Origin of the sequence: Pseudomonas sp. TKO26, assembly GCF_003225665.1 — a bacterium.
GTDB lineage: Bacteria > Pseudomonadota > Gammaproteobacteria > Pseudomonadales > Pseudomonadaceae > Aquipseudomonas > Aquipseudomonas saponiphila.
Genome location: NZ_QKLN01000039.1, coordinates 73,239 through 92,955, shown reverse-complemented (window position 1 = coordinate 92,955; position 19,717 = coordinate 73,239). Strand labels below are relative to the sequence as shown.

20 protein-coding genes are annotated in these 19,717 nt (G+C 60.0%); all 20 read right to left on the bottom strand.

The annotated features are described in order from the left end of the window. Positions 1 to 18: 18 nt before the first annotated feature. The 20 genes from fliM to DNK59_RS28275 all read right to left on the bottom strand — a co-directional run bounded on the left by fliM (position 19) and on the right by DNK59_RS28275 (position 19,587). Positions 19 to 987, bottom strand: coding sequence for a flagellar motor switch protein FliM (gene fliM / locus DNK59_RS28370; RefSeq protein ID WP_011059984.1), 969 nt, complete (start codon positions 985 to 987; stop codon positions 19 to 21). 9 nt (positions 988 to 996) lie between these two features. Beyond that, positions 997 to 1,497: a flagellar basal body-associated protein FliL gene (gene fliL, locus DNK59_RS28365; RefSeq protein WP_110725331.1), complete on the bottom strand. Its 501-nt coding sequence runs from the start codon at positions 1,495 to 1,497 to the stop codon at positions 997 to 999. A gap of 153 nt (positions 1,498 to 1,650) precedes the next feature. Further along, the gene (locus DNK59_RS28360) at positions 1,651 to 3,078 is read right to left on the bottom strand and encodes a flagellar hook-length control protein FliK (RefSeq protein ID WP_110725330.1); all 1,428 of its coding nucleotides are present in this window, start codon (positions 3,076 to 3,078) and stop codon (positions 1,651 to 1,653) included. A gap of 95 nt (positions 3,079 to 3,173) precedes the next feature. Beyond that, entirely contained in the window at positions 3,174 to 3,518 is a 345-nt protein-coding gene (locus tag DNK59_RS28355; protein ID WP_110725329.1) for an Hpt domain-containing protein, read from the bottom strand. Between the two features lie 31 nt (positions 3,519 to 3,549). Continuing rightward, positions 3,550 to 5,247: a fused response regulator/phosphatase gene (locus DNK59_RS28350; RefSeq protein ID WP_218281283.1), complete on the bottom strand. Its 1,698-nt coding sequence runs from the start codon at positions 5,245 to 5,247 to the stop codon at positions 3,550 to 3,552. 14 nt (positions 5,248 to 5,261) lie between these two features. Then, positions 5,262 to 5,567 carry an STAS domain-containing protein gene (locus tag DNK59_RS28345; RefSeq protein WP_011059979.1) on the bottom strand — a complete coding sequence of 102 codons (306 nt, stop codon included), beginning with the start codon at positions 5,565 to 5,567 and terminating at the stop codon, positions 5,262 to 5,264. An 87-nt stretch (positions 5,568 to 5,654) separates the two neighbouring features. Continuing rightward, on the bottom strand, positions 5,655 to 6,104 hold the full coding sequence (gene fliJ / locus DNK59_RS28340) for a flagellar export protein FliJ (protein WP_016963162.1): 450 nt from the start codon (positions 6,102 to 6,104) through the stop codon (positions 5,655 to 5,657). Between the two features lie 6 nt (positions 6,105 to 6,110). Continuing rightward, a complete protein-coding gene (gene fliI, locus DNK59_RS28335; RefSeq protein WP_092320526.1) occupies positions 6,111 to 7,469 on the bottom strand; it encodes a flagellar protein export ATPase FliI in 1,359 nt (452 codons plus the stop codon). Next, the gene (gene fliH / locus DNK59_RS28330; RefSeq protein WP_256596731.1) at positions 7,459 to 8,295 is read right to left on the bottom strand and encodes a flagellar assembly protein FliH; all 837 of its coding nucleotides are present in this window, start codon (positions 8,293 to 8,295) and stop codon (positions 7,459 to 7,461) included. Before fliH ends, fliI begins: the two co-directional genes overlap by 11 nt. A 9-nt stretch (positions 8,296 to 8,304) precedes the next feature. Next, positions 8,305 to 9,324, bottom strand: a complete 1,020-nt coding sequence (gene fliG, locus DNK59_RS28325; protein WP_110725328.1) for a flagellar motor switch protein FliG — start codon at positions 9,322 to 9,324, stop codon at positions 8,305 to 8,307. Then, the gene (fliF, locus tag DNK59_RS28320; RefSeq protein WP_110725327.1) at positions 9,317 to 11,104 is read right to left on the bottom strand and encodes a flagellar basal-body MS-ring/collar protein FliF; all 1,788 of its coding nucleotides are present in this window, start codon (positions 11,102 to 11,104) and stop codon (positions 9,317 to 9,319) included. The genes fliG and fliF overlap by 8 nt, the downstream gene beginning before the upstream one ends. Positions 11,105 to 11,119: 15 nt before the next feature. Further along, positions 11,120 to 11,446 carry a flagellar hook-basal body complex protein FliE gene (gene fliE / locus DNK59_RS28315; protein ID WP_016963157.1) on the bottom strand — a complete coding sequence of 109 codons (327 nt, stop codon included), beginning with the start codon at positions 11,444 to 11,446 and terminating at the stop codon, positions 11,120 to 11,122. Positions 11,447 to 11,575: 129 nt separating this feature from the next. Then, on the bottom strand, positions 11,576 to 12,982 hold the full coding sequence (locus DNK59_RS28310; RefSeq protein ID WP_110725326.1) for a sigma-54 dependent transcriptional regulator: 1,407 nt from the start codon (positions 12,980 to 12,982) through the stop codon (positions 11,576 to 11,578). 5 nt (positions 12,983 to 12,987) lie between these two features. After that, positions 12,988 to 14,181: a PAS domain-containing sensor histidine kinase gene (locus DNK59_RS28305; RefSeq protein ID WP_167365735.1), complete on the bottom strand. Its 1,194-nt coding sequence runs from the start codon at positions 14,179 to 14,181 to the stop codon at positions 12,988 to 12,990. A 128-nt stretch (positions 14,182 to 14,309) separates the two neighbouring features. After that, positions 14,310 to 15,785, bottom strand: coding sequence for a sigma-54 dependent transcriptional regulator (locus DNK59_RS28300; protein WP_016963152.1), 1,476 nt, complete (start codon positions 15,783 to 15,785; stop codon positions 14,310 to 14,312). A 172-nt stretch (positions 15,786 to 15,957) separates the two neighbouring features. Next, positions 15,958 to 16,254: a flagellar protein FliT gene (locus tag DNK59_RS28295; protein ID WP_110725325.1), complete on the bottom strand. Its 297-nt coding sequence runs from the start codon at positions 16,252 to 16,254 to the stop codon at positions 15,958 to 15,960. Between the two features lie 11 nt (positions 16,255 to 16,265). Continuing rightward, the gene (gene fliS, locus DNK59_RS28290) at positions 16,266 to 16,661 is read right to left on the bottom strand and encodes a flagellar export chaperone FliS (protein WP_110725324.1); all 396 of its coding nucleotides are present in this window, start codon (positions 16,659 to 16,661) and stop codon (positions 16,266 to 16,268) included. A 128-nt stretch (positions 16,662 to 16,789) separates the two neighbouring features. Then, positions 16,790 to 18,208, bottom strand: coding sequence for a flagellar filament capping protein FliD (gene fliD / locus DNK59_RS28285; RefSeq protein WP_110725323.1), 1,419 nt, complete (start codon positions 18,206 to 18,208; stop codon positions 16,790 to 16,792). Between the two features lie 82 nt (positions 18,209 to 18,290). Beyond that, positions 18,291 to 18,665 carry a flagellar protein FlaG gene (locus DNK59_RS28280; protein ID WP_110725377.1) on the bottom strand — a complete coding sequence of 125 codons (375 nt, stop codon included), beginning with the start codon at positions 18,663 to 18,665 and terminating at the stop codon, positions 18,291 to 18,293. A gap of 73 nt (positions 18,666 to 18,738) precedes the next feature. After that, positions 18,739 to 19,587 carry a flagellin domain-containing protein gene (locus tag DNK59_RS28275; protein WP_110725322.1) on the bottom strand — a complete coding sequence of 283 codons (849 nt, stop codon included), beginning with the start codon at positions 19,585 to 19,587 and terminating at the stop codon, positions 18,739 to 18,741. Positions 19,588 to 19,717: the final 130 nt, after the last annotated feature.

Genomic DNA, 19,717 nt, shown 5'->3' with positions numbered 1-19,717 from the left:
AACAGGTTGGAGCGCCGCTCAACGGCGCTCGATCGGCTCGATCACTTGCAGCGCCAGGTTGCCCTTGTGGGAACCCAGCTTGACCTTGAACGACGGTACGCCGTTGGCACGCATGATCATGTCTTCCGGCAGCTCCACCGGAATCACATCGCCCGGCTGCATGTGCAGGATGTCCCGCAGGCGCAACTGGCGACGGGCCACGGTGGCGCTCAGCGGCACGGCCACATCCAGCACGTCCTCGCGCAGGGCCTTGCTCCAGCGCTCGTCCTGGTCGTCCAGGTCGGACTGGAAGCCGGCATCGAGCATTTCCCGGATCGGCTCGATCATCGAGTACGGCATGGTCACGTGCAGGTCGCCGCCGCCGCCATCGAGTTCGATATGGAAGGTCGACACCACGATGGCTTCGCTGGGACCGACGATGTTGGCCATGGCCGGGTTCACTTCGGAGTTTATGTACTCGAAGTTGACCGGCATGATCGCCTGCCAGGCTTCCTTCAGATCGACGAAGGCCTGCTCCAGCACCATGCGCACCACCCGCAGCTCGGTCGGGGTGAATTCACGCCCTTCGATCTTGGCGTGGCGGCCGTCGCCACCGAAGAAGTTGTCCACCAGCTTGAACACCAGTTTGGCGTCGAGAATGAACAACGCCGTGCCACGCAGCGGTTTGATCTTCACCAGGTTGAGGCTGGTGGGCACGTACAGCGAGTGCACGTACTCACCGAACTTCATGACCTGCACGCCACCTACCGCCACATCGGCGGAGCGCCGCAGCATGTTGAACATGCTGATCCGGGTGTAGCGGGCGAAACGCTCGTTGATCATTTCCAGGGTCGGCATGCGTCCGCGGACGATGCGATCCTGGCTGGTCAGGTCGTAGCTTTTGACACTGCCGGGTTCGGCAGCGTGTTCGGTCTGTACCAGACCGTCGTCGACGCCATGGAGCAGCGCATCGATCTCATCCTGGGACAGCAGGTCCTGCACGGCCATGTCGTGTTCCTACTGCAGTACGAAGTTAGTAAAGAGCAACTGCTCGACCACCACTTTGCCCACCTCTTTCTGCGCCACTTCCTGGACGCTGGCCGTAGCCTTCTGGCGGAGCATTTCCTGACCGACCGGAGTCGCCAGAGTGTCGAAACTCTGTCCGGAGAAGAGCATCACCAGGTTGTTGCGGATCACCGGCATGTGCACTTTCAGGGCATCCAGATCGGCCTGGTTACGTGCCAGCAGGGTAATGCTCACCTGCATGTAGCGCTGCCGGCCGTTCTGCGTGTAGTTGACGACAAAGGCCGGAGCCATGGGCTCGTAGATCGCCGCCTGCTTGACGTTGCTGGCGGTTTCCGCAACCGGGGCGGGCTTGCTCTGGGAGCTGTGCATGAAGTACCAGGTGGCGCCGACCGACAGGCCGATGGCCAGCAACAACGCCAGGACAATCAAGAGGATAAGCTTGAGTTTGCTTTTCCCTGCGGTGGGTTTCTCTGCTGCTTCGCTCTTCGCCATGCCAATAATCCGTCACTATTCGGGGGTTCACAGTCGCACGGCAAGGCAAGAGCAAGTGTTATGCCAGATTTGTCTGGAATGCGGGGATGAGCTGCGGGGAGGAAGAAGCAAGGGCCATGGCGAGAGGATCGCCATGGCCCCTTTGTCACTCAATCAAGCGTAATAGTCGACCGCGCTGGTACCGATGACCGTCTGCACGGGCGCGGTCACTTCAGCCACGCCATGGGGCAACTCTTCGTCGCCACCGTCCAGGCGCGTGCCACTGGCGCTGGAGCCACTGCGGCGAGCCTGCTCCTGCTGGGCCTGCTCCTGCCCCTGCCAGCCGCGGGACTGATCGGATACGTTGACGTCCACCTGCCCCAGCCCTTGCTGGTTGAACATGTCGCGCATGCGGTGCATCTGCCCTTCCAGGGCTTCGCGAACGCCGGCATGGGCACTCATGAAGGTCACCTGGGTCTGCTGGTCCGGGATCATGTGCACGCGAATATCCAGGCGCCCCAGCTCCGCAGGCTGCAACTGGATGTCCGCCGACTTGAGGTTGGCACTGGACAGGTACATCACCCGGTTGACCACCTCATCGGTCCAGCCGCTCTGGTGCATGGCCAGGGGCTGGTTGACCGGCACCGCGTTGGCGGTCTTGGGCGTTGCCGCCTGAGTCAGCGCCGCCAGGCGATTGGCGAAATCATCCACCCGGGTATCGCTGGATGCCCCCTTGAGGTCTTTCAGTCCATCGGCAATCAGACCGGTGAAGGCCTTTTCGCCGCCTTGTTCAGTACCGCCTTTGCCGGCCTGCTGCTCCAGCATGCCGACCATGGCGTTGGCAAAGTTCTGCACCGACGCCAACTGGCCCTCGGTATTGGCGCTTGCGGGTGCGGCCTTGGGCTGAGCCTGGCTGGAAGCCGAGACGTGACCGCCCTGCTCCATGGCCAGACGCACTGCCGGCATGGAATCCAGAGGATCGGCCTCAGGATCGAACACAGCCTTGGGCGGCTCGGCCGGAGGAGCCACCGCTGGCACTGCCGCGGCCACTACCGCCGGCACTACCACGGGCACTTCAACCTGGGGTTGCGGCGCAACCGGCGGCGGCACTTCGGCGACCTGAGGTTGCGGCTGGATCGCTGGCAACAGACCAGGATCCAGCAGCGCCGGATTTACCGAGGCATCGGCCTGGGTGTTATCGACCGGCTGGCTGTCAGTCGACTTGCTGTCGGCCGGCTTGCTGTCGTCACTGGCAGTGCTGGCAGTTTTGCTGTCGCTGTTCGTCGACTTGTCGGCAGGCAAGGATTTGCCGCTATCGGCAACCACGGGCTGCGACGCGGCAGACTGATTGCTGGCGATATCATTCTTTGGACTATTGTCGGTGCCCTTGTCTCGCACCGGCTTGGGCGAGTTGTCGGCAAAGCTCGGCGACTTGCCTAGCGGCTTGCTCTGGGCCTCCTTGGCATAGAGCTGGGCGAAGCTGGACGCCTTGTCACCAGGCTCGGCAACGCTTGCCAGGGGGCTGGCAGGAGTCGCTTGAGTCTTGGACTTAGCGCTGGCCTGAGCGGTGGCCTGAAGAAGCGTATTAGGGGTAACAGCCATGGGACAGTCTCCGCTGCACGGGGATCGTAGGTACAGTCACGAGACTTTATTGCAAAGGTCGAGCCAGTTTCCTCAACCGGCTGAAAAAATATTGCTCAACAGTGAAAGCGCTGCAGTTCCTGCTGGCACAAGCGCCGGACAATGGCGAACTCGCCATCAATTTCCCCGACCAGGCGGGCTATGCCATCAGTGGCGGACTGCCCGGCCCGCAACTCCAGCTCATGGCAGAGTTCCGCCAGGCGGATGGCCCCCATGTTGCTGCTGCTGCCCTTGAGGCTGTGAGCGGTGGCCACCAGTTGCAGCGCGTCCTCGGACTGCTGCAGCAGCCGCACTCGCTCCTCTGAATCGCAGACGAAAGTATCCAGCAGGATGGGGTATTCATCCTCCATGACTTCCTGCAATGCATCGAGTACCGTGTGGTCCAGATGTATCTCAGCCACTTGTTCACTCCTTGATCAAGAACCCTCGGGATTATGCCAGAGCGTCCCAGGAAAACTCCACGCAGACACTGCGCCCATCGTCCGACCACAAAGCCTCGCGGCTCATCTGTCGGATCAGGCTGACCCCGCGCCCCGAAAGCCGTCCGGCATCGTTGGGACGAGCCAGAACGGCCGCCACATCAAAGCCCTCGCCGCTGTCCTCGACCCGCACCACCAGCCGCCCTCCCGCCCCCTGCGGCTGTACCTGCAGGTGCACCCGGACAAAACCTTCCTGCAATTGCTCCAGCCTCGTCGCGCGCTCACGGTAGTAGCGGGTAAAACCCTCGGCATCGCGCTTGAGCCGGGAATCGAGCTTGAGCACTCCATGCTCCAGAGCATTGGAATAGAGCTCGGCCAGAACACTGTAAAGAGCCCCGCTCTGAGAGCGCAGACCGTGTACTTCAAGCAGCAGCTGCAACAGGTATGGCAGCGGATTGAAGCGCTTGAGGGTGGCGGCGCGAAACTCGAAACTCAACGACCAGTCCAGTGGACAGGACTGGCCGCTGTCGGAGTACACCGGAGCCGGCGGCGTCAACCTGGGGAACTCCGGCAACCCGACCTCGACCATGCTCACATCATCCCGGGCATTGCCACCAAAGCTCTCCAAGGCCTGCTGGACCTCCTCGAACAGTCGCTCCGGCTGGCGGTTGGCGGCAAACACCCGATGCAGTCGATCCACGCCAAACAGCTCATCCTCGGCATTGCAGGTGTCGATCACCCCGTCTGACAACAGGAACACCCGGTCCCCGGGCACCATGGAGAACACCTCGGTACGATCCTCGAACGCCTCGGCACTCAATATTCCAAGGGGCAGATGCTGCGCCACAAGGGGCGTGCGCGCGTCACTGGCATGGCGATACAGATAGCCCTCAGGCATGCCGCCGTTCCACACCTCCACTGACCGTCGCTGGTAACTCAGGCACAACAGGGTCGCGCAACAGAACATGTCCACCGGCAGGATGCGCTTGAGCTTGGCGTTCATCTCCCGCAGGGTTTCCGACAAACCGTAGCCCTTGGCGGTCATGCCATAGAACACCTCGGCCAGAGGCATCGCCCCCACGGCCGCGGGCAAACCGTGCCCGGTGAAATCCCCCAGCAGCACATGCATGTCCCCCGCCGGGGTATAGGCCGCCAGCAACAGATCGCCATTGAACAGCGCATAGGGCGATTGCAGGTAGCGGATGTTCGGCGCATCCAGGCAGCCAGAATGGGCCACCTTGTCGAACACCGCCTTGGCCACGCGCTGCTCGTTGAGCAGGTAATCGTGGTGGCGGGTAATCTGATCGCGCTGCGCCAGCACGGTTTCCTGCAGGCGACGCAATCGGTCCATGGCATTGATCTTGGCGCCAAGGATCACCGGGTTGTACGGCTTGGCCAGAAAGTCGTCGCCACCGGCCTCCAGGCAACGGGCAAGCGCCTCGCTCTCGCTCAGTGAGGTCAGAAAGATGATCGGCACCAGAGTCTCGCCCGCCAGGGCCTTGATCCGCCGCGCCGCCTCGAAACCGTCCATCACCGGCATCAGCGCATCCATCAACACGATCTGTGGTCGCCGCTGCTCGAACAGCGCCAGGGCCTCGGCACCATTGCTGGCCGCCAGCACCTGATGCCCCTGGCGCCGAATAATGCTGGACAGCAGCAAACGGTCCGCCGCGCCATCTTCGGCAATCAGCACGCACAGGGGCTCGGCCATCGAGCGCAGCCCACTCAACTGATGTCGAAAAGCTTGTCGAAATTGGAGATGGCGAGAATCTTGCGCACATCCGAGTTGCTGTTGATCACCCGGACATCGGCATTGTCGCCGCCGGCATGGTCACGCAACAGTAGCAGCATGCCCAGGGCAGAGCTGTCGAGGTAGGTAGCCTCCTTGAGGTCCACCACGATGGACTCCGGCGTCCGATTGAGCCGCTCGTAGGATTCGCGAAACTCCTGATGACGCCCGAAATCGAAGCGCCCACGGATGGAGATCGTGAGTTTCTGACCGTCCGGGGATATTTCTGTAACGACCGACATGTGACTGCTTCCTTGTCATTGACGACGTTTAGAAGGTTTAGCACCCACCGGGCAGACGAACAACCTGCAGACGAAAAATGAGCGCTATCAGTAGGGATTCTGACGGGGCAGACGCTGGGAAAGTTCATCCAGCAGCTTCTGTTCGCGCTTGTCCTCAAGCGCCCGAGCCTCGTCGATATAGCGCTGCACCAGCTTGCGCAACCCTTCCACCCGGGCATAAGCCTGCTGCCAGGCCTCCCGCGCGCGATCGAGGTTGTTCTGATGCCAGGCCAGGCTTTGCCGCTGCTGGGCCACCGCGGTGTCCAACTGACTGAGAAAGTACTGGTAGTTCATCAGCCAGTGACCGCTGACGCCCAGCTTGCCACGCTCGACCCACTGCTCCTGGTAATCACCGCGAAAGCGCTCCAGGTCCCCCAGCTTGCTCTCGGCCACGCGCACCTGCCCATGGAAGTATTCCAGGCGCTGGGCAGCGGTACGCTCGGCGCTTTCAGCCATGTCCACCACCGGCGCCAGACGCGCCGCACGGCTATCGGCCATGGCCGGTTAACCGCCCGTCGCCGGAGCGAACAGCATCTCCAGATGGGTTTGGCTGTGGCCCAGGCTGACGTTGTCGTTCAACCCCTGGCGCAGGTAGGCAACCATGGCCGGCTGCAGGGAAATCGCCGTGTCGGTATCGCGATCACCGCCTGCCACATAAGCGCCGACGCTGATCAGATCCCGCGCCTGCTGATAACGCGACCATAGCTGTTTGAAGTACTGGGCCCGCGCCATGTTGTCGGGGCTGATCACCGCCGGCATGACCCGGCTGATGGAGGCTTCGATGTCGATGGCGGGATAATGCCCCTCCTCCGCCAGGCGCCGGGACAGCACGATATGCCCGTCGAGCACGCCTCGGGCCGAGTCGGCGATAGGGTCCTGCTGGTCATCACCCTCGGACAGCACGGTGTAGAAGGCCGTGATCGAACCACCGCCGGCCTCGGCGTTACCGGCCCGCTCCACCAGCTTGGGCAGCTTGGCGAACACCGAGGGCGGATAACCCTTGGTGGCGGGCGGCTCACCAATGGCCAGGGCGATTTCCCGCTGGGCCTGGGCGAAACGAGTCAGGGAATCCATCAGCAACAGGACATTCTTGCCCTTGTCGCGAAAATATTCGGCGATCCGCGTGCAGTACATTGCCGCCCGCAGCCGCATCAGCGGCGCGTCGTCCGCCGGCGAAGCCACCACCACCGAACGCTTGAGGCCTTCTTCGCCCAGGATGTGCTCGATGAACTCCTTGACCTCACGCCCCCGCTCACCGATCAGCCCGACCACGATGATGTCGGCCTCGGTGAAGCGGGTCATCATGCCCAGCAGCACACTCTTGCCCACACCGGTACCGGCGAACAGGCCAAGACGCTGGCCTCGACCCACTGTCAATAAACCGTTGATGCTGCGAATCCCCACATCCAGCGGCTGACTGATGGGATCGCGCTTGAGGGGGTTGATGGTCGGACCATCCATCGGCACCCAGTCTTCGGCGCGCATGGAACCCTTGCCGTCCAGTGCCCGACCGGCGCCATCCAGCACGCGCCCGAGCATGCTCATGCCCATGGGCAGGCGCCCGGTGTCGGCCTGAGGCACCACGCGGGCACCCGGCGCAATCCCGGCGACGCTGCCCACCGGCATCAGGAACACCTTGCCCCCGGAGAACCCCATGACTTCGGCCTCGACCTGGACCGGATGATAGCTGTCATCGTTGATCACCAGGCAACGAGTGCCCATGGCGGCGCGCAATCCTTCCGCTTCCAGGGTCAGGCCGACCATGCGCAGCAGACGCCCTTCCAGGATGGGCTGCCCTGGCAGCTTGACGGCCTCGGCGTAGCCCCCCAGGCGCTTGCCGAAACTGGTGCGTTCAAGGCGCATCAGCAGCTTCCGCAGGCTCGGGGTGCTCGGTAGCGAAAGACTGCTCGGGATCGATATCCACCACCGACGGCGTCCGCGAACCCAGATCCAGGCTCAGGTCCGCAGCACCCGGGTGCAGCGATTGCTCGTGCATCCGATCGAACAATTGATCCATGGCCTGGGTGATACGAGTTTCGACGCTGGCATCGATGCGACTGTGCTCGGTTTCAACCCGGCAGCCGCCAGGCAGCAGTGCCTCATCCTCGACGATGCGCCAGCTCTCCTCGTGCCGCTCGCGCAGACTCTTGACCTGCTCGAAGTCCCGCGGATTGACATAGAGACGCACATTGCCGACACCCAGGGGCAGCAGCTTGAGGGCTTCGCGCATGACGTGCTCGATCTGGCTGGAATCCATCGCCAATTCACGCTGGATCACCTCACGGGTGACGTGCTTGACCAGTTCCACCAGGGTTTTCTCGATCTGCGTGTCCTGCTCGGCAATAGGCTCGAACAGGTTGACCATCAGTTGCTCAAGGGCCTGCAACTTGGCAGCCAGAGCGACTTCGGCTTCCTGCCGGACCTTGAGCGTCGTGCTGTGAAAGCCTTCTTTCTCGCCGGTGGCGAAACCTTCGTTGTAGGCTTCCTGACGAATGCTCTCGAGCTCTTCAAGGGTCAGCGGCTGGACTTCCTCCAGCGGCACTTCCTCGATCTCCTCCGGAATCTCTTCAGGCTCCGGCTCGGGCTCGGGCGGCTCGGGATCGAAACTGGGCAGCGCCCAGACGTCAAAACCCTCGACGTCCCGGGCACGAATCAGTTCGCTGTGGGACTCATCACTGCTGGACGACATAAAGCGACCTTAGATCATTTCTTCGCCGCCCTTCCCGCCGAGAACGATCTCTCCGGCTTCGGCCATACGGCGGGCAATGGTGAGGATTTCCTTCTGCGCCGTTTCCACGTCGCTGACGCGAACCGGCCCCTTGGCTTCCAGATCGTCGCGCAGCAGCTCCGCCGCACGCTTGGACATGTTCTTGAAGATCTTTTCCTTGACCCCTTCGTCCGAGCCCTTGAGGGCCAGTACCAGCACGTCGGAAGACACTTCGCGCAACAGCGCCTGAATGCCGCGATCGTCGACATCGGCCAGGTTGTTGAACACGAACATCAGGTCTTCGATCTGACCAGACAGGTCCTCGTCGACTTCGCGGATCGAATCCATCAACTGGCCTTCGATCGAACTGTCGAGGAAGTTCATGATGTCGGCCGCACGTTTGATACCACCCAAGGTGGTACGGGAAGCGTTGGAGTTGCCGGAGAACTGCTTCTCGAGGATCTGGTTCAGTTCTTTGAGCGCCGCCGGCTGCACGGTATTGAGCGAGGAAACCCGCAAGATGATATCCAGGCGCGCCTTGTGGTCGAAGTTGCCCAGCACTTCACCGGCCTGATCCGGATCCAGATAGGCGACGACGATGGCCTGGATCTGCGGGTGCTCGTAACGAATCACGTCCGCAACGGCCCGAGGCTCCATCCACTTCAGGCTGTCCAGGCCGCTGGTGTTGCCACCCAGCAGGATGCGGTCGATCAGGCCGTTGGCCTTGTCTTCGCCCAGGGCCTGGGTGAGCATTTTGCGCACGTAGTCATCGGAGCCCACGCCCAGGCTGGTTTGATCGCCGACGATGTCGACGAACTCGCTCATCACCTGCTCGACCTGCTCGCGGTGCACGTTGCCCATCTGCGCCATGGCCACACCCACACGCTGGACCTCTTTGGGCCCCATGTGGCGCAGCACTTGCGCGGCATCGGTGGAACCCAGGGACAGCAGCAGAATCGCGGCTTTGTCGACCCGGGTCAGTTTGGCGGTAGCGGCTCGGGTATCACTCATCTGCGTTAATCCACTCTTTCACGACCTGAGCCACACGACCCGGGTCTTCAGCCACCAGACTCTTGATTGCGTTCAACTGAGCGTCATAGCCCTCGCTCGGGCTCGGCAGCAGAATGCTTTGCGGGCCACCTAGGCTGACGCGATCATTGGCCAGCTCGCCATCCAGGCCGCCCATGCCGCCCAGCTCGACATCACTGCCAAGACCTGCCAATTGCTTGTCTTTGCCACCGCCGGTGATGTTGTTGAGTACCGGACGCAGGACACCGAACACCAGCACCAGGATGAACAGCACGCCCAGGACCTGCTTGACGATGTCCCAGAACCAAGGTTGCGAATAGAACGGAATATCGGCGACCACCTCTCCACGCTCGGCGGAGAACGGCACGTTGATCACACTGACGCTGTCGCCACGGCTGGCATCGAAACCTACCGCGTCCTGCACCAATCGGGTGAACCGCGCCAATTCGTCGGCGCTCCAGGGAGCACGGGTGGTTTCGCCATTGGCCGGGTTGACCTTGACCTGATCGTCTACCACCACCGCTACCGACAGGCGATTGACCCGTCCCTGCTGCTGCTTGGTGTGGCTGATGGAGCGATCGAGCTCGAAGTTCTTGGTGGATTGTTGACGCTTGTCCGCCGGGTACGGTGCCAGCATCGGCTGACCGGTGGCCGGATCCATGACCTGTTGACCATTGGCATCCAGCAGCGGCTGGCCCGGTTGCACCATGCCCGCGGAGGCAGTGGCGCCCCCGGTGGTTTGCGGCGCCGACGCCGATGATGGCGGCTGGTTGCTCAGAGCGCCCGGCACACCTTGCGGACCATTGCTGCTGGAGCGCTGCTCGTTGACCGACTGCTCGCTGCGCAGCGCCGGCTGATCGGGGTTGAACTGCTCGGAAGTGGATTCCACCGCGCTGAAGTCGATATCCGCCGAGACTTCAGCCTTGTAGCGATCGTTGCCCAGCACCGGCTGCAGAATGTTGTGCACCCGCTGGGTCAGCATGCTTTCCAGGCGACGGCTGTAATCGAACTGCTTGCCGGCCATGGTCAATGCGGAGTTTTCCGCCTGATCGGAGAGCAGGTTGCCCTTCTGGTCGACCACGGTGACCTGGGACTTGCTCAGCTCAGGGACACTGGTGGCCACCAGGTTGACGATGGCCATGACCTGACCCGGCTCCAGAGAGCGACCGGAGTACAGCTCCACCAACACCGATGCGCTGGGCTTGCGCTCGTCACGCACGAACACCGAGCTTTTCGGAATCGCCAGGTGCACGCGGGCGCCCTTGACGTTGTTCAGGCTGGAGATGGTCCGGGCCAGTTCGCCTTCCAGACCGCGACGATAGCGGGTCGCCTCCATGAACTGGCTGGTACCCAGGCCCTGGTCCTTATCGAGGATCTCGAAGCCGACGTTACCGTCTCCCGGCGCCACGCCAGCGGCAGCCAGCTTCATGCGAGCTCGGGACAAATCATCGGCCTTGACCAGCAAGGCACCGGAATTGGGCTCGACGGTGTAAGGGATGTCGGCAGAAGCCAGGGTATCCATGACTTGCTTGGCATCCATACCGGCCAGGCTGCCGTACAGCGGCCGGTAATCGGGCTGCTGCGACCACAGCACCACGGCAAAACCGATCGCCACGCTGGCGGCCAGGCCTACCAACAGGCCAACCTGACGCAGCATGGTCATCTGGGACAGGTTTTCCAGGAAGGACAGACCGAACAGCGGCGGTTTACCGTCTATCGGGGTGGCCTTGGCCGGTACGTTATCGGCGACTGCTTCTGCCATGACTCAATCTCGTCCTTAAACCGGCATCTGCATGATGTCTTGATAGGCTTGAACCAGTTTGTTGCGCACCTGGGTCAAAGCTTGAAAAGACACACTGGCCTTCTGCGAGGAAATCATCACGTCAGTCAGGTCGACACCGCTTTTGCCAATTTCAAAAGCGCTGGCCAGCTGATTGGAAGCCTGCTGAGTGTCATTGACCTTGTTCACGGCCTGACCAAGCATGTCCGCGAAGCTACTGCCGCCGACTTCTGCCACTGCGGCGGATTTAGGCTGCGACATCGCGTCCATCTGCATGGCCCGCATATCCAGCATCAACCGATTAAATTCAACACCTTGGCTCATGGTCTACTCTCTCTGACGACCCGCAATTTTTTGACACTCACTGTGCGGTTAGTGAGGTCTTAGCAACAAGGGTGCCAGCTCCATGGCCTTGCGCGACAAAAGCCCGTCCGAGGCTTCGCCGATGAACGATCAAGTAGCAAACAGATAGGCTTCGACATCCATTCCGGCGTCACGCATCTGCGCCAACTTGTAACGCAGGGTGCGCGGACTGATCCCCAATCGCTCCGCCGCTTCCTTGCGACGCCCGCGCTCGGAACGCAAGGTATCGATGATCATCTGGAATTCCCGGCGCCGCAGATCGTCGCCCAGGCCGCCCGACTCCTGAGGCGCACCCTCAACGGCATTGACCACGCCGCGCGGCGCCGACTGACCGGCCACCGACAAAGCCGGCAGCGGCGCACAGGCGACCGGCCCGGCCAGGCAGAAGTCCTCCGGCTGGATCAGCCCCCCTTGCTGCAGGATCAGGGCTCGCTGCAAGGCATTGTCCAGCTCGCGAACATTGCCCGGCCAAGGATAAGCCAGCAGGCAGGCCTGAGCCTCGGCAGAGAGTCTGGCAGCCGCATGCTTCATTTTATTGACGTGCTTGGCCAACAATCGCTCGGCCAGCGGCAGGATATCGGCGGTCCGCTCGCGCAACGGGCGCCATGCCAGGGGAAATACCGACAGGCGATAGTACAGGTCTTCACGGAAGCGCCCGGCCGCCACCTCCCCCGCCAGATCGCGGTTGGTGGTGGCCACTACTCGGATATCCAGGGTGATCGGCTTGCGGGCACCAACCCGCTCCACCTCGCGCTCCTGCAAGACCCGCAGTAACTTGGCCTGCAGCCCCAGGGGCATTTCGGAGATTTCATCCAGAAGGATGGTGCCGCCATCGGCCTGCTCGAACTTGCCAGGCTGGGCCGCAATGGCACCGGTAAAGGATCCTTTCTCATGCCCGAACAGGGTGGCTTCAAGCATGTTGTCGGGAATCGCTGCGCAGTTGATGGCAATGAAAGGCTGGCTGGCCCGATGGGAATGCTGATGGATATAGCGCGCCAGCACTTCCTTGCCGGTGCCGGACTCGCCAGAGATCAGCACCGTGGAATCACTGCGAGCCACGCGCGCGGCCAACTCCAGCAACTGGGCACTGGCCGGCTCGAAAGCCACCGGCCCCTCACCGTCACTTGCCCCCAGGCAACCCAAGGCATGACGAGCCACCAGCTCCAGCAACGCCTTGGGCTCGAAGGGCTTGACCAGATAATCGGCAGCTCCCTGGCGCATGGCTTCCACGGCACGCTCGACGGCGCCATGAGCGGTCATCAGCAACACCGGCAGTTGCGGCTGACGGGCACGCAGCAGCCCCAGCAACTGGTGGCCGTCCATACCCGGCATGTTCACATCACTGACCACCAGACTGAAGGACTCGACGGCTACCGCCTCCAGCGCCTCTTCCGCGCTGCCAACCGCCTGGTAGTCATGACCGGCCAGCAGCAGGGTATCCGCCAGGGCTTCGCGCAAAGCACGATCGTCTTCGACCAGTAGAACCTTGATTGCCATTGATTTCACTCCACTCCATGAGCACTGGAGAACAGCGGCAGCGTCACCAGCGCACAAGTACCGCGCCCAGGACGCGAACGCAGGGACAATTCTCCCTGATGAGCACGGGCCACCGCCTTGACCACGGTCAGACCAAGCCCGGTGCCATTGGCCTTGGTGGTGAAAAACGGCTCGCCCAAGCGCTCCAGAACCGCAGCGTCAATTCCGCTGCCACTGTCACTGATGCACAACCTGAGGGTGTCACCCCGGGTATACAGGTGCACTTTGAGTCGCGCCGCACCCGCACTGGCCTGCACGGCGTTTTCGATCAGATTGAGCAAGGCACCAACCAGGGTGTCGCGATTGCACAGCAACTCCCCTTGATGACTGTCGCACTGCCAGCGCACGGCAACGTCCTGGACATGCGTCAGGGCGGCAGCCTGCAACGACTGCAGCAGCGATTTGGGGGACAGTCGATCGGTCAGGGGCAATTCGCCACGGGCGAATACCAGCATGTCGCGCACCTGATGCTCCAGCTCATGCAAGCGCTCCTTGAGCCGCCCGGCGAAACGCTGATGGGTGGCCAGTGGCAGCTCCTGCTCGGTGAGGTGGCTGGCATACAGCAAGGCCGCCGAAAGAGGGGTGCGAATCTGATGCGCCAGGGAGGCGACCATCTTGCCCAGGGAGGACAGGCGCTCGTGACGAGCCAGTTGATCCTGCAGATGACGGGTTTCAGTCAAGTCGTTGAGCAACACCAGTTGCCCTGGCTCGGCATCCAGCGAACGGGTAGCAATCGACAGGCGCCGACCGTCGCGCAGGGAAATTTCATGACCATCGTCCTCGCGGGGTGCAAAGCTGCGGGCGATGATGTTGCGCCACAGCTCGCCTTCCAGGGGCAAGCCCAAAAGATCACAGGCCGCCGGGTTGGCCTCGCTGACGATACCCTGGCCATCGATGACGATGACGCCACCCGGCAACAGGTCGAGAAGATTCTGCAGACGGTTGGCCAGACGCTCTTTTTCCGCCAGTTCCTGCATGCGCTGGGCGCTGACCACGGCCAGCTCGCCCTTGAGCTCGGTCACCCTGGCCTCGAGCATGCTGTAGGAGTCAGTAAGTTGGCTCGACATCTGGTTGAACAAGGCGAAGGCCTGCTCAAGACCCAGCCGGCTCGCCTGCTCTACGGACGACGATGTCCCCGGTGCATCGGGGACAGGAGACATCTGGGCGGCTTGGGGCATCGTGCTCTCTCGCTTGGCTGACCGTCAGTTAAACGGAACGTTGCAAGAGACTTAGCAATACCCGTGCCTAAAAAAAACCACCCAGTTTTCAACGACTTGAAAAACAGGCGTCAATCATCCGCCTGTTCATCACCTTCACGACGGCTCATGCCGTACTTGCGCATCTTCTCCACCAGGGTCGTACGACGGATGCGCAGGCGCTCGGCGGCTCGCGCCACGATGCCATTGGCATCATCCAGGGCTTGCTGGATCAACCCCTGCTCCAGACTACCGAGGTAATCCTTCAGATCCAGGCCTTCCGGCGGCAGCATGGCAGTGGCGGCGAAGTCCGGCGCATGACCATTGATCGCCACTCGCTCTTCCAGATCGCTACGCAAGCTGTCCACCAATTGCTCGTCTTCATCATCGACGTAGCGGAATTTCTTGGGCAGCTCGACCACACCAATCACCCCGTATGGATGCATGATCGCCATGCGCTCCACCAGGTTGGCCAACTCCCGGACGTTGCCCGGCCAGCCATGCCTGCACAGCGACATGATGGCGGCGGAATTGAAACGAATCGAACCGCGCTTTTCATGCTCCATGCGCGAAATCAATTCATTCATCAGCAGCGGAATATCTTCCACTCGCTCACGCAACGGCGCCATCTCGATGGGAAACACATTAAGGCGGTAGTACAGATCCTCACGGAAGGTTCCGACCTCGATCATGCTTTCCAGGTTTTTGTGGGTGGCGGCAATGATTCGCACATCGACACCCTGGGTCTTGTTGCTCCCCACACGCTCGAAGGTCCGCTCCTGCAGCACCCGTAGCAGCTTGACCTGCATCGGCAACGGCATATCGCCAATTTCATCCAGGAACAGAGTGCCGCCATTGGCCAGCTCGAAGCGACCGGCACGACTGGTAATCGCCCCTGTGAACGCACCCTTCTCGTGACCAAACAGCTCGCTTTCCAGCAGCTCGGCAGGGATAGCTCCGCAATTGACCGGAACAAAAGGCGCATCCCGGCGCTTGGAGTGATAGTGCAGATTGCGCGCTACCACTTCCTTGCCGGTTCCCGACTCTCCGAGGATCAACACACTGGCGTCAGTATCCGCGACCTGCTGCATCATCTGCCGCACATGCTGGATAGCGCGACTGGTGCCTACCAGGCTGCGAAACAGGTTGGGCTCGCGGTGACGGCCGCGCTCGCGGGCCTGATCGTACATCTCACGATAGACCTGGGCGCGGTGCAGGGAATCAAGCAACTTGCTGTAGCTGGGGGGCATTTCCAGAGTGGAAAGCACTCGACGACGCTGGTCTTCTGGCAAGTCGATGGAAGAATTTTCGCCCATTAACAAAACCGGAAGGAACTCATCCCAGGTCGAGAGTGTCTTTAACAGGCCCAGAAGCGCACCAGGAGCATTTACGGTCCCGATGAGGACGCAAATCACTTCACGACTTGACGACAAAGAGCCGACAGCCTGCTGCCAGTCATGGCTACCGCAGGGTAAATTTTCTTCGCCGAGAAAATTTAAAATCACCGCCAAGTCGCGGCGGCGCACGCTATCGTCATCGATCAGCAGAATTTTGGTTTCACGCCACATGCAATAGCAACTTCCCTAGTCAACTCAATGCCCAGAATAAGGGGGCAAGCTAGACGCGCTCGTAGGCATTTTCTGCCTTGTAGACGCCTGAAATCTGAAAACAGCCACTAGTTAAGTCAAAAATGCGTGCACAGTCAAATTTATGGCGCGCAACGTTCGGACTAACTCAACATTAACCGAACAAATGGTAAACCTTTGCCGCGTTTTGTGCTTGGGTGATCTGCGACATCTCGTCGACTATCGCCTGACGCTCGCCGGTTGCCACCTCAAGCAGCTGTCGGTAAACCCCCAACAACTCTTCCAAATTGTCACGCAAAGCGACCTCATCGACCTGAGCCTCGCCGAGCACGTCCTCCATGCACGAACGACAAGCCAGATCCAACTCACCAATGGCTTGCCAATTGCGCTCAGCAAGGGCATCAACCAAAGCCTCGCGAGTTTCCTCGATACGTTGCAGGACAGCGCTCATGGTGTTCCTCCTCAGAACTGCGGACCCGGTGCAGCGATGGCATCCCAACCATCCTTGACCGTACGCAGCAGACCGGTAACCTCATCAAGGATCTTCGGATCAGTCTTGATATTGGCTTCAGCCAGACGCTTCATCATGTAAGCATAAAGACTGTCCAGATCCCCCAGAGTGTCCATGGAGTTTTCCAAATCCAGGCCTTCGCGCAAGCCGCCGATGATGCCGATGGCTTTGCTGATGAACAGGCCCTTGTTGGCAGTATCCTTGCGCTCCATCGCACCCTTGGCCTGCGCGATACGATCCAGGCCGCCCTCCATCAACATCTGCACCAGACGATGTGGACTGGCTTCGGAGGTCTGCGCCTGCGCGCCGACTTTCTGATACTGCCGAAGGGCTAACATCGGATTCATGTGATACCTCTTCAAAACTCAAGGGTTCGTATATGTAATGTATCGACGTAACGTCAAAAAACTTTAGGTCAAATGCAAAAGCCCGGAGCGCTTAAAAACGCTGCCGGGCTTTTGGCACAGGCCGGATATTAGCCTTTTTTCTGTGCGTTCAACGCATCGAACATCGAGGTGATGTTACTCGCGGTAGCCTTCAATTTACCCACCAAAGTATCCATGTCGTTATATTTCTTGGTGAGCACAGCAGTCAGAGATTCCACCCGACGATCCAACGCTAACTGATCATTGCTCAGCTTGGTCTTGGTCCGCGCCAAGGCATCGTTACGAGTATCAAGTATTCCCCCTGTCTGGGTATAAGGAGTGATCGCCTTGGTCATCCGCTCCAGAAGGCCGTTATCACCCGTGAAGAGATTCTGAACCTCACCACCCAGCTTCTTGTCATTCATCGCCTGATCGAACTTGACGGAGTTGAAGTTCAAGTTACCGGTCTTCTGATCCGTAGTGATGCCCAACTGCGACAGAACGGTCAGACGGTCTCCATTACCGCTCTCAGCCAATGGGCCACGCATAGCCGCCAAAATCGAACGCGGCATGGCATCACCAGTCAGAGCAGCAGCAACAGTTGGCTTGCCATTATCGTCCAGAGAAGGCTTGGTGTATGAAGTAATGGCTGTGGAGACAGCATTGTAAGCATCCACGAATTTCTGGATAGACGCCTTCAAGCCATCATTGTTCGGAGCCACTACAACCTGCGACTTACCTGGCGCAACCAAGACCATTGACAGGCCAGAGACGGTCTTATCCAACTTATTGGTAGAACTGGTGATTGCCATACCATCAACAGTGAACTTCGCGTCTTGAGCAAAACCACCTACAACTCCGGAAGAACTTGCGGTGATTGGATCACCTGCCGTGCCCTTGGGCATCAGTTTCGTACCATCAGCCTCCAGCCCCGAAATACCGCTAAGGGTGATATCTGAGCCAGCACCGGTGTTGGAGGAACTAACCACCAGACGGGAACCAAAGCTATCGGTTACCACGTTGGCACTAAAGCCGCTGAACTGATACTTGTTGTTCAGGGCCTTGGCTACAGAATCCAGAGTCGAACCGGCAGGCACATCAAGATTGTAACTCTTGGTTCCCTGGGCAATATTCAACACCCCTGCAGGCACAGCTGCCGAGGAACCACCAGCAAACGCTGAAGTGGCAACCTTGGAACCAGTCGCGATTTGAGTAACTTCGATATTATAAACGCCGTTGACCGCCGAGTTATTGGCCGCAACAGTCAAGGTCTTGGGGTCGGAGGTAGTGGCAGAAAAGCCGGTGAACTGCGGCTGATCCGGATCAGCCAGCGTCTTCATGGTCGACTGAAAGGTCGCCAGCAGTGATTTCAGGGAGCCGATAGCAGAGATCGACGCGGTGTTAGCCGTGGTCCCACGATCAATCTGCCCCTGCTTGGCCGCTTTATCAGCGTTGACCAATGCCTTGACGATAGCGCCGGTGTCCAGGCCGGACCCCAGGCCTGTACCCGGTAAAATTGGACTCGCCATGTAGAACTCCCTTTAGTGTCTCGCCGGTCTTTTGACCACTACAACGCCCAAAAGAACATAGCAACAAAATTCGTGCCAGCTGTCAGACTTTAGCGCTGAACAGCAGACTGCTTGCATCATTCAAACTATTGGCCAGCTTGAGGACTTCTTCGTTGGGGATCTGACGGATCACCTCACCGGAGTCACTGGCAATGACTTTGACGACTACTTTGCCTGAGGGTTCATCAATCGAGAACTCCAGGTTACGCTTGACCGACTGCACAAACTTTTCAATTTCCTGAACGGCCATCTTCAGCTTGTCCTGCTCGCTGGTCGCGTCTTTAGCTTGTTCATCCTTGTCCGCTGCCGCTACTTTCAACCCAGCATCGGTTCGAGGCTTCTCCGCTGCAGGCTCAGCGACTGGCGCTGGCGGCTTGGCAGCTGGATAAGACAAGTTCAGCTTAACGCTCATATCCATGTCCATCACCTCTTGAATGGAAAAAGCGAGAGAGCACGCCAAGCGCACCCCCCCGCCAAAAACTCACCAGCTATTACTGAAGCAGCTTCAGCACAGCGGATGGCAGTTGGTTGGCCTGAGCCAGAACTGCGGTGGAAGCTTGTTGCAGAGTCTGTTGCTTGGTCAACTGAGCAGTTTCAGAAGCGAAGTCGGTATCTTGTACACGACCCAGTGCGGCACTGGCGTTTTCGTTGATGTTCTGCAGGTTGGAGATGGTGCTGGTCAGACGGTTTTGTGCAGCACCGAGGTCAGCACGACTGGCGTTGATAGTCTTCAGAGCGCCGTCGATTGCAGTAACAGCGGCCGAGAAGTTGGTTTCAGCAACCGCGCTGTCGGAACCGGCGATGGTGATTGCCGAACCAACCCCCAAAGTGTTGGCGTCGAAGCTGGCGCTCAGAGTCAGAGTGATCTGGTTGGTGCTGCCAGTGTTGGAGCCGACCTGGAAGGTCATGGTGCTGGCGGTACCGTCGAGCAGGTTCTTGCCGTTCAGGTTGGTGCTGCCCGAAATACGGGTCAGTTCAGCACTCATCTGCGAGAACTCTTTGTTCAGAGCATCACGATCGTCGGAGCTGTTGCTGTCGTTTCGCGACTGAACGGCCAGTTCACGCATACGCTGCAGAATGTTGGTTTGTTCCTGCATCGCGCCTTCAGCAGTCTGGGCGATGGAGATACCGTCGTTGGCGTTTTTGATCGCCATAGTCTGACCACGGATCTGCGAAGTCATACGAGTAGCAATTTGCAGGCCGGCGGCATCGTCTTTGGCGCTGTTGATTTTCAGGCCGGAGGACAGACGAGTCATCGAAGTCGACAGTGCGTCGGAAGCCTTGTTCAGGTTTTTCTGAACGCTCAACGATGTGACGTTAGTATTTACGGTTAAAGCCATGACGAATTCCTCGTTGGTTGGGTACTGCGGCTTCCGGCCCTGGCAACCGCCGGGTGTGGCCTAGAGAACCTTCGTAATAGTTATCGTCGCCGTAGCAGGTTGCTTGAGGCTTTTTTTAAAAAAATTTACT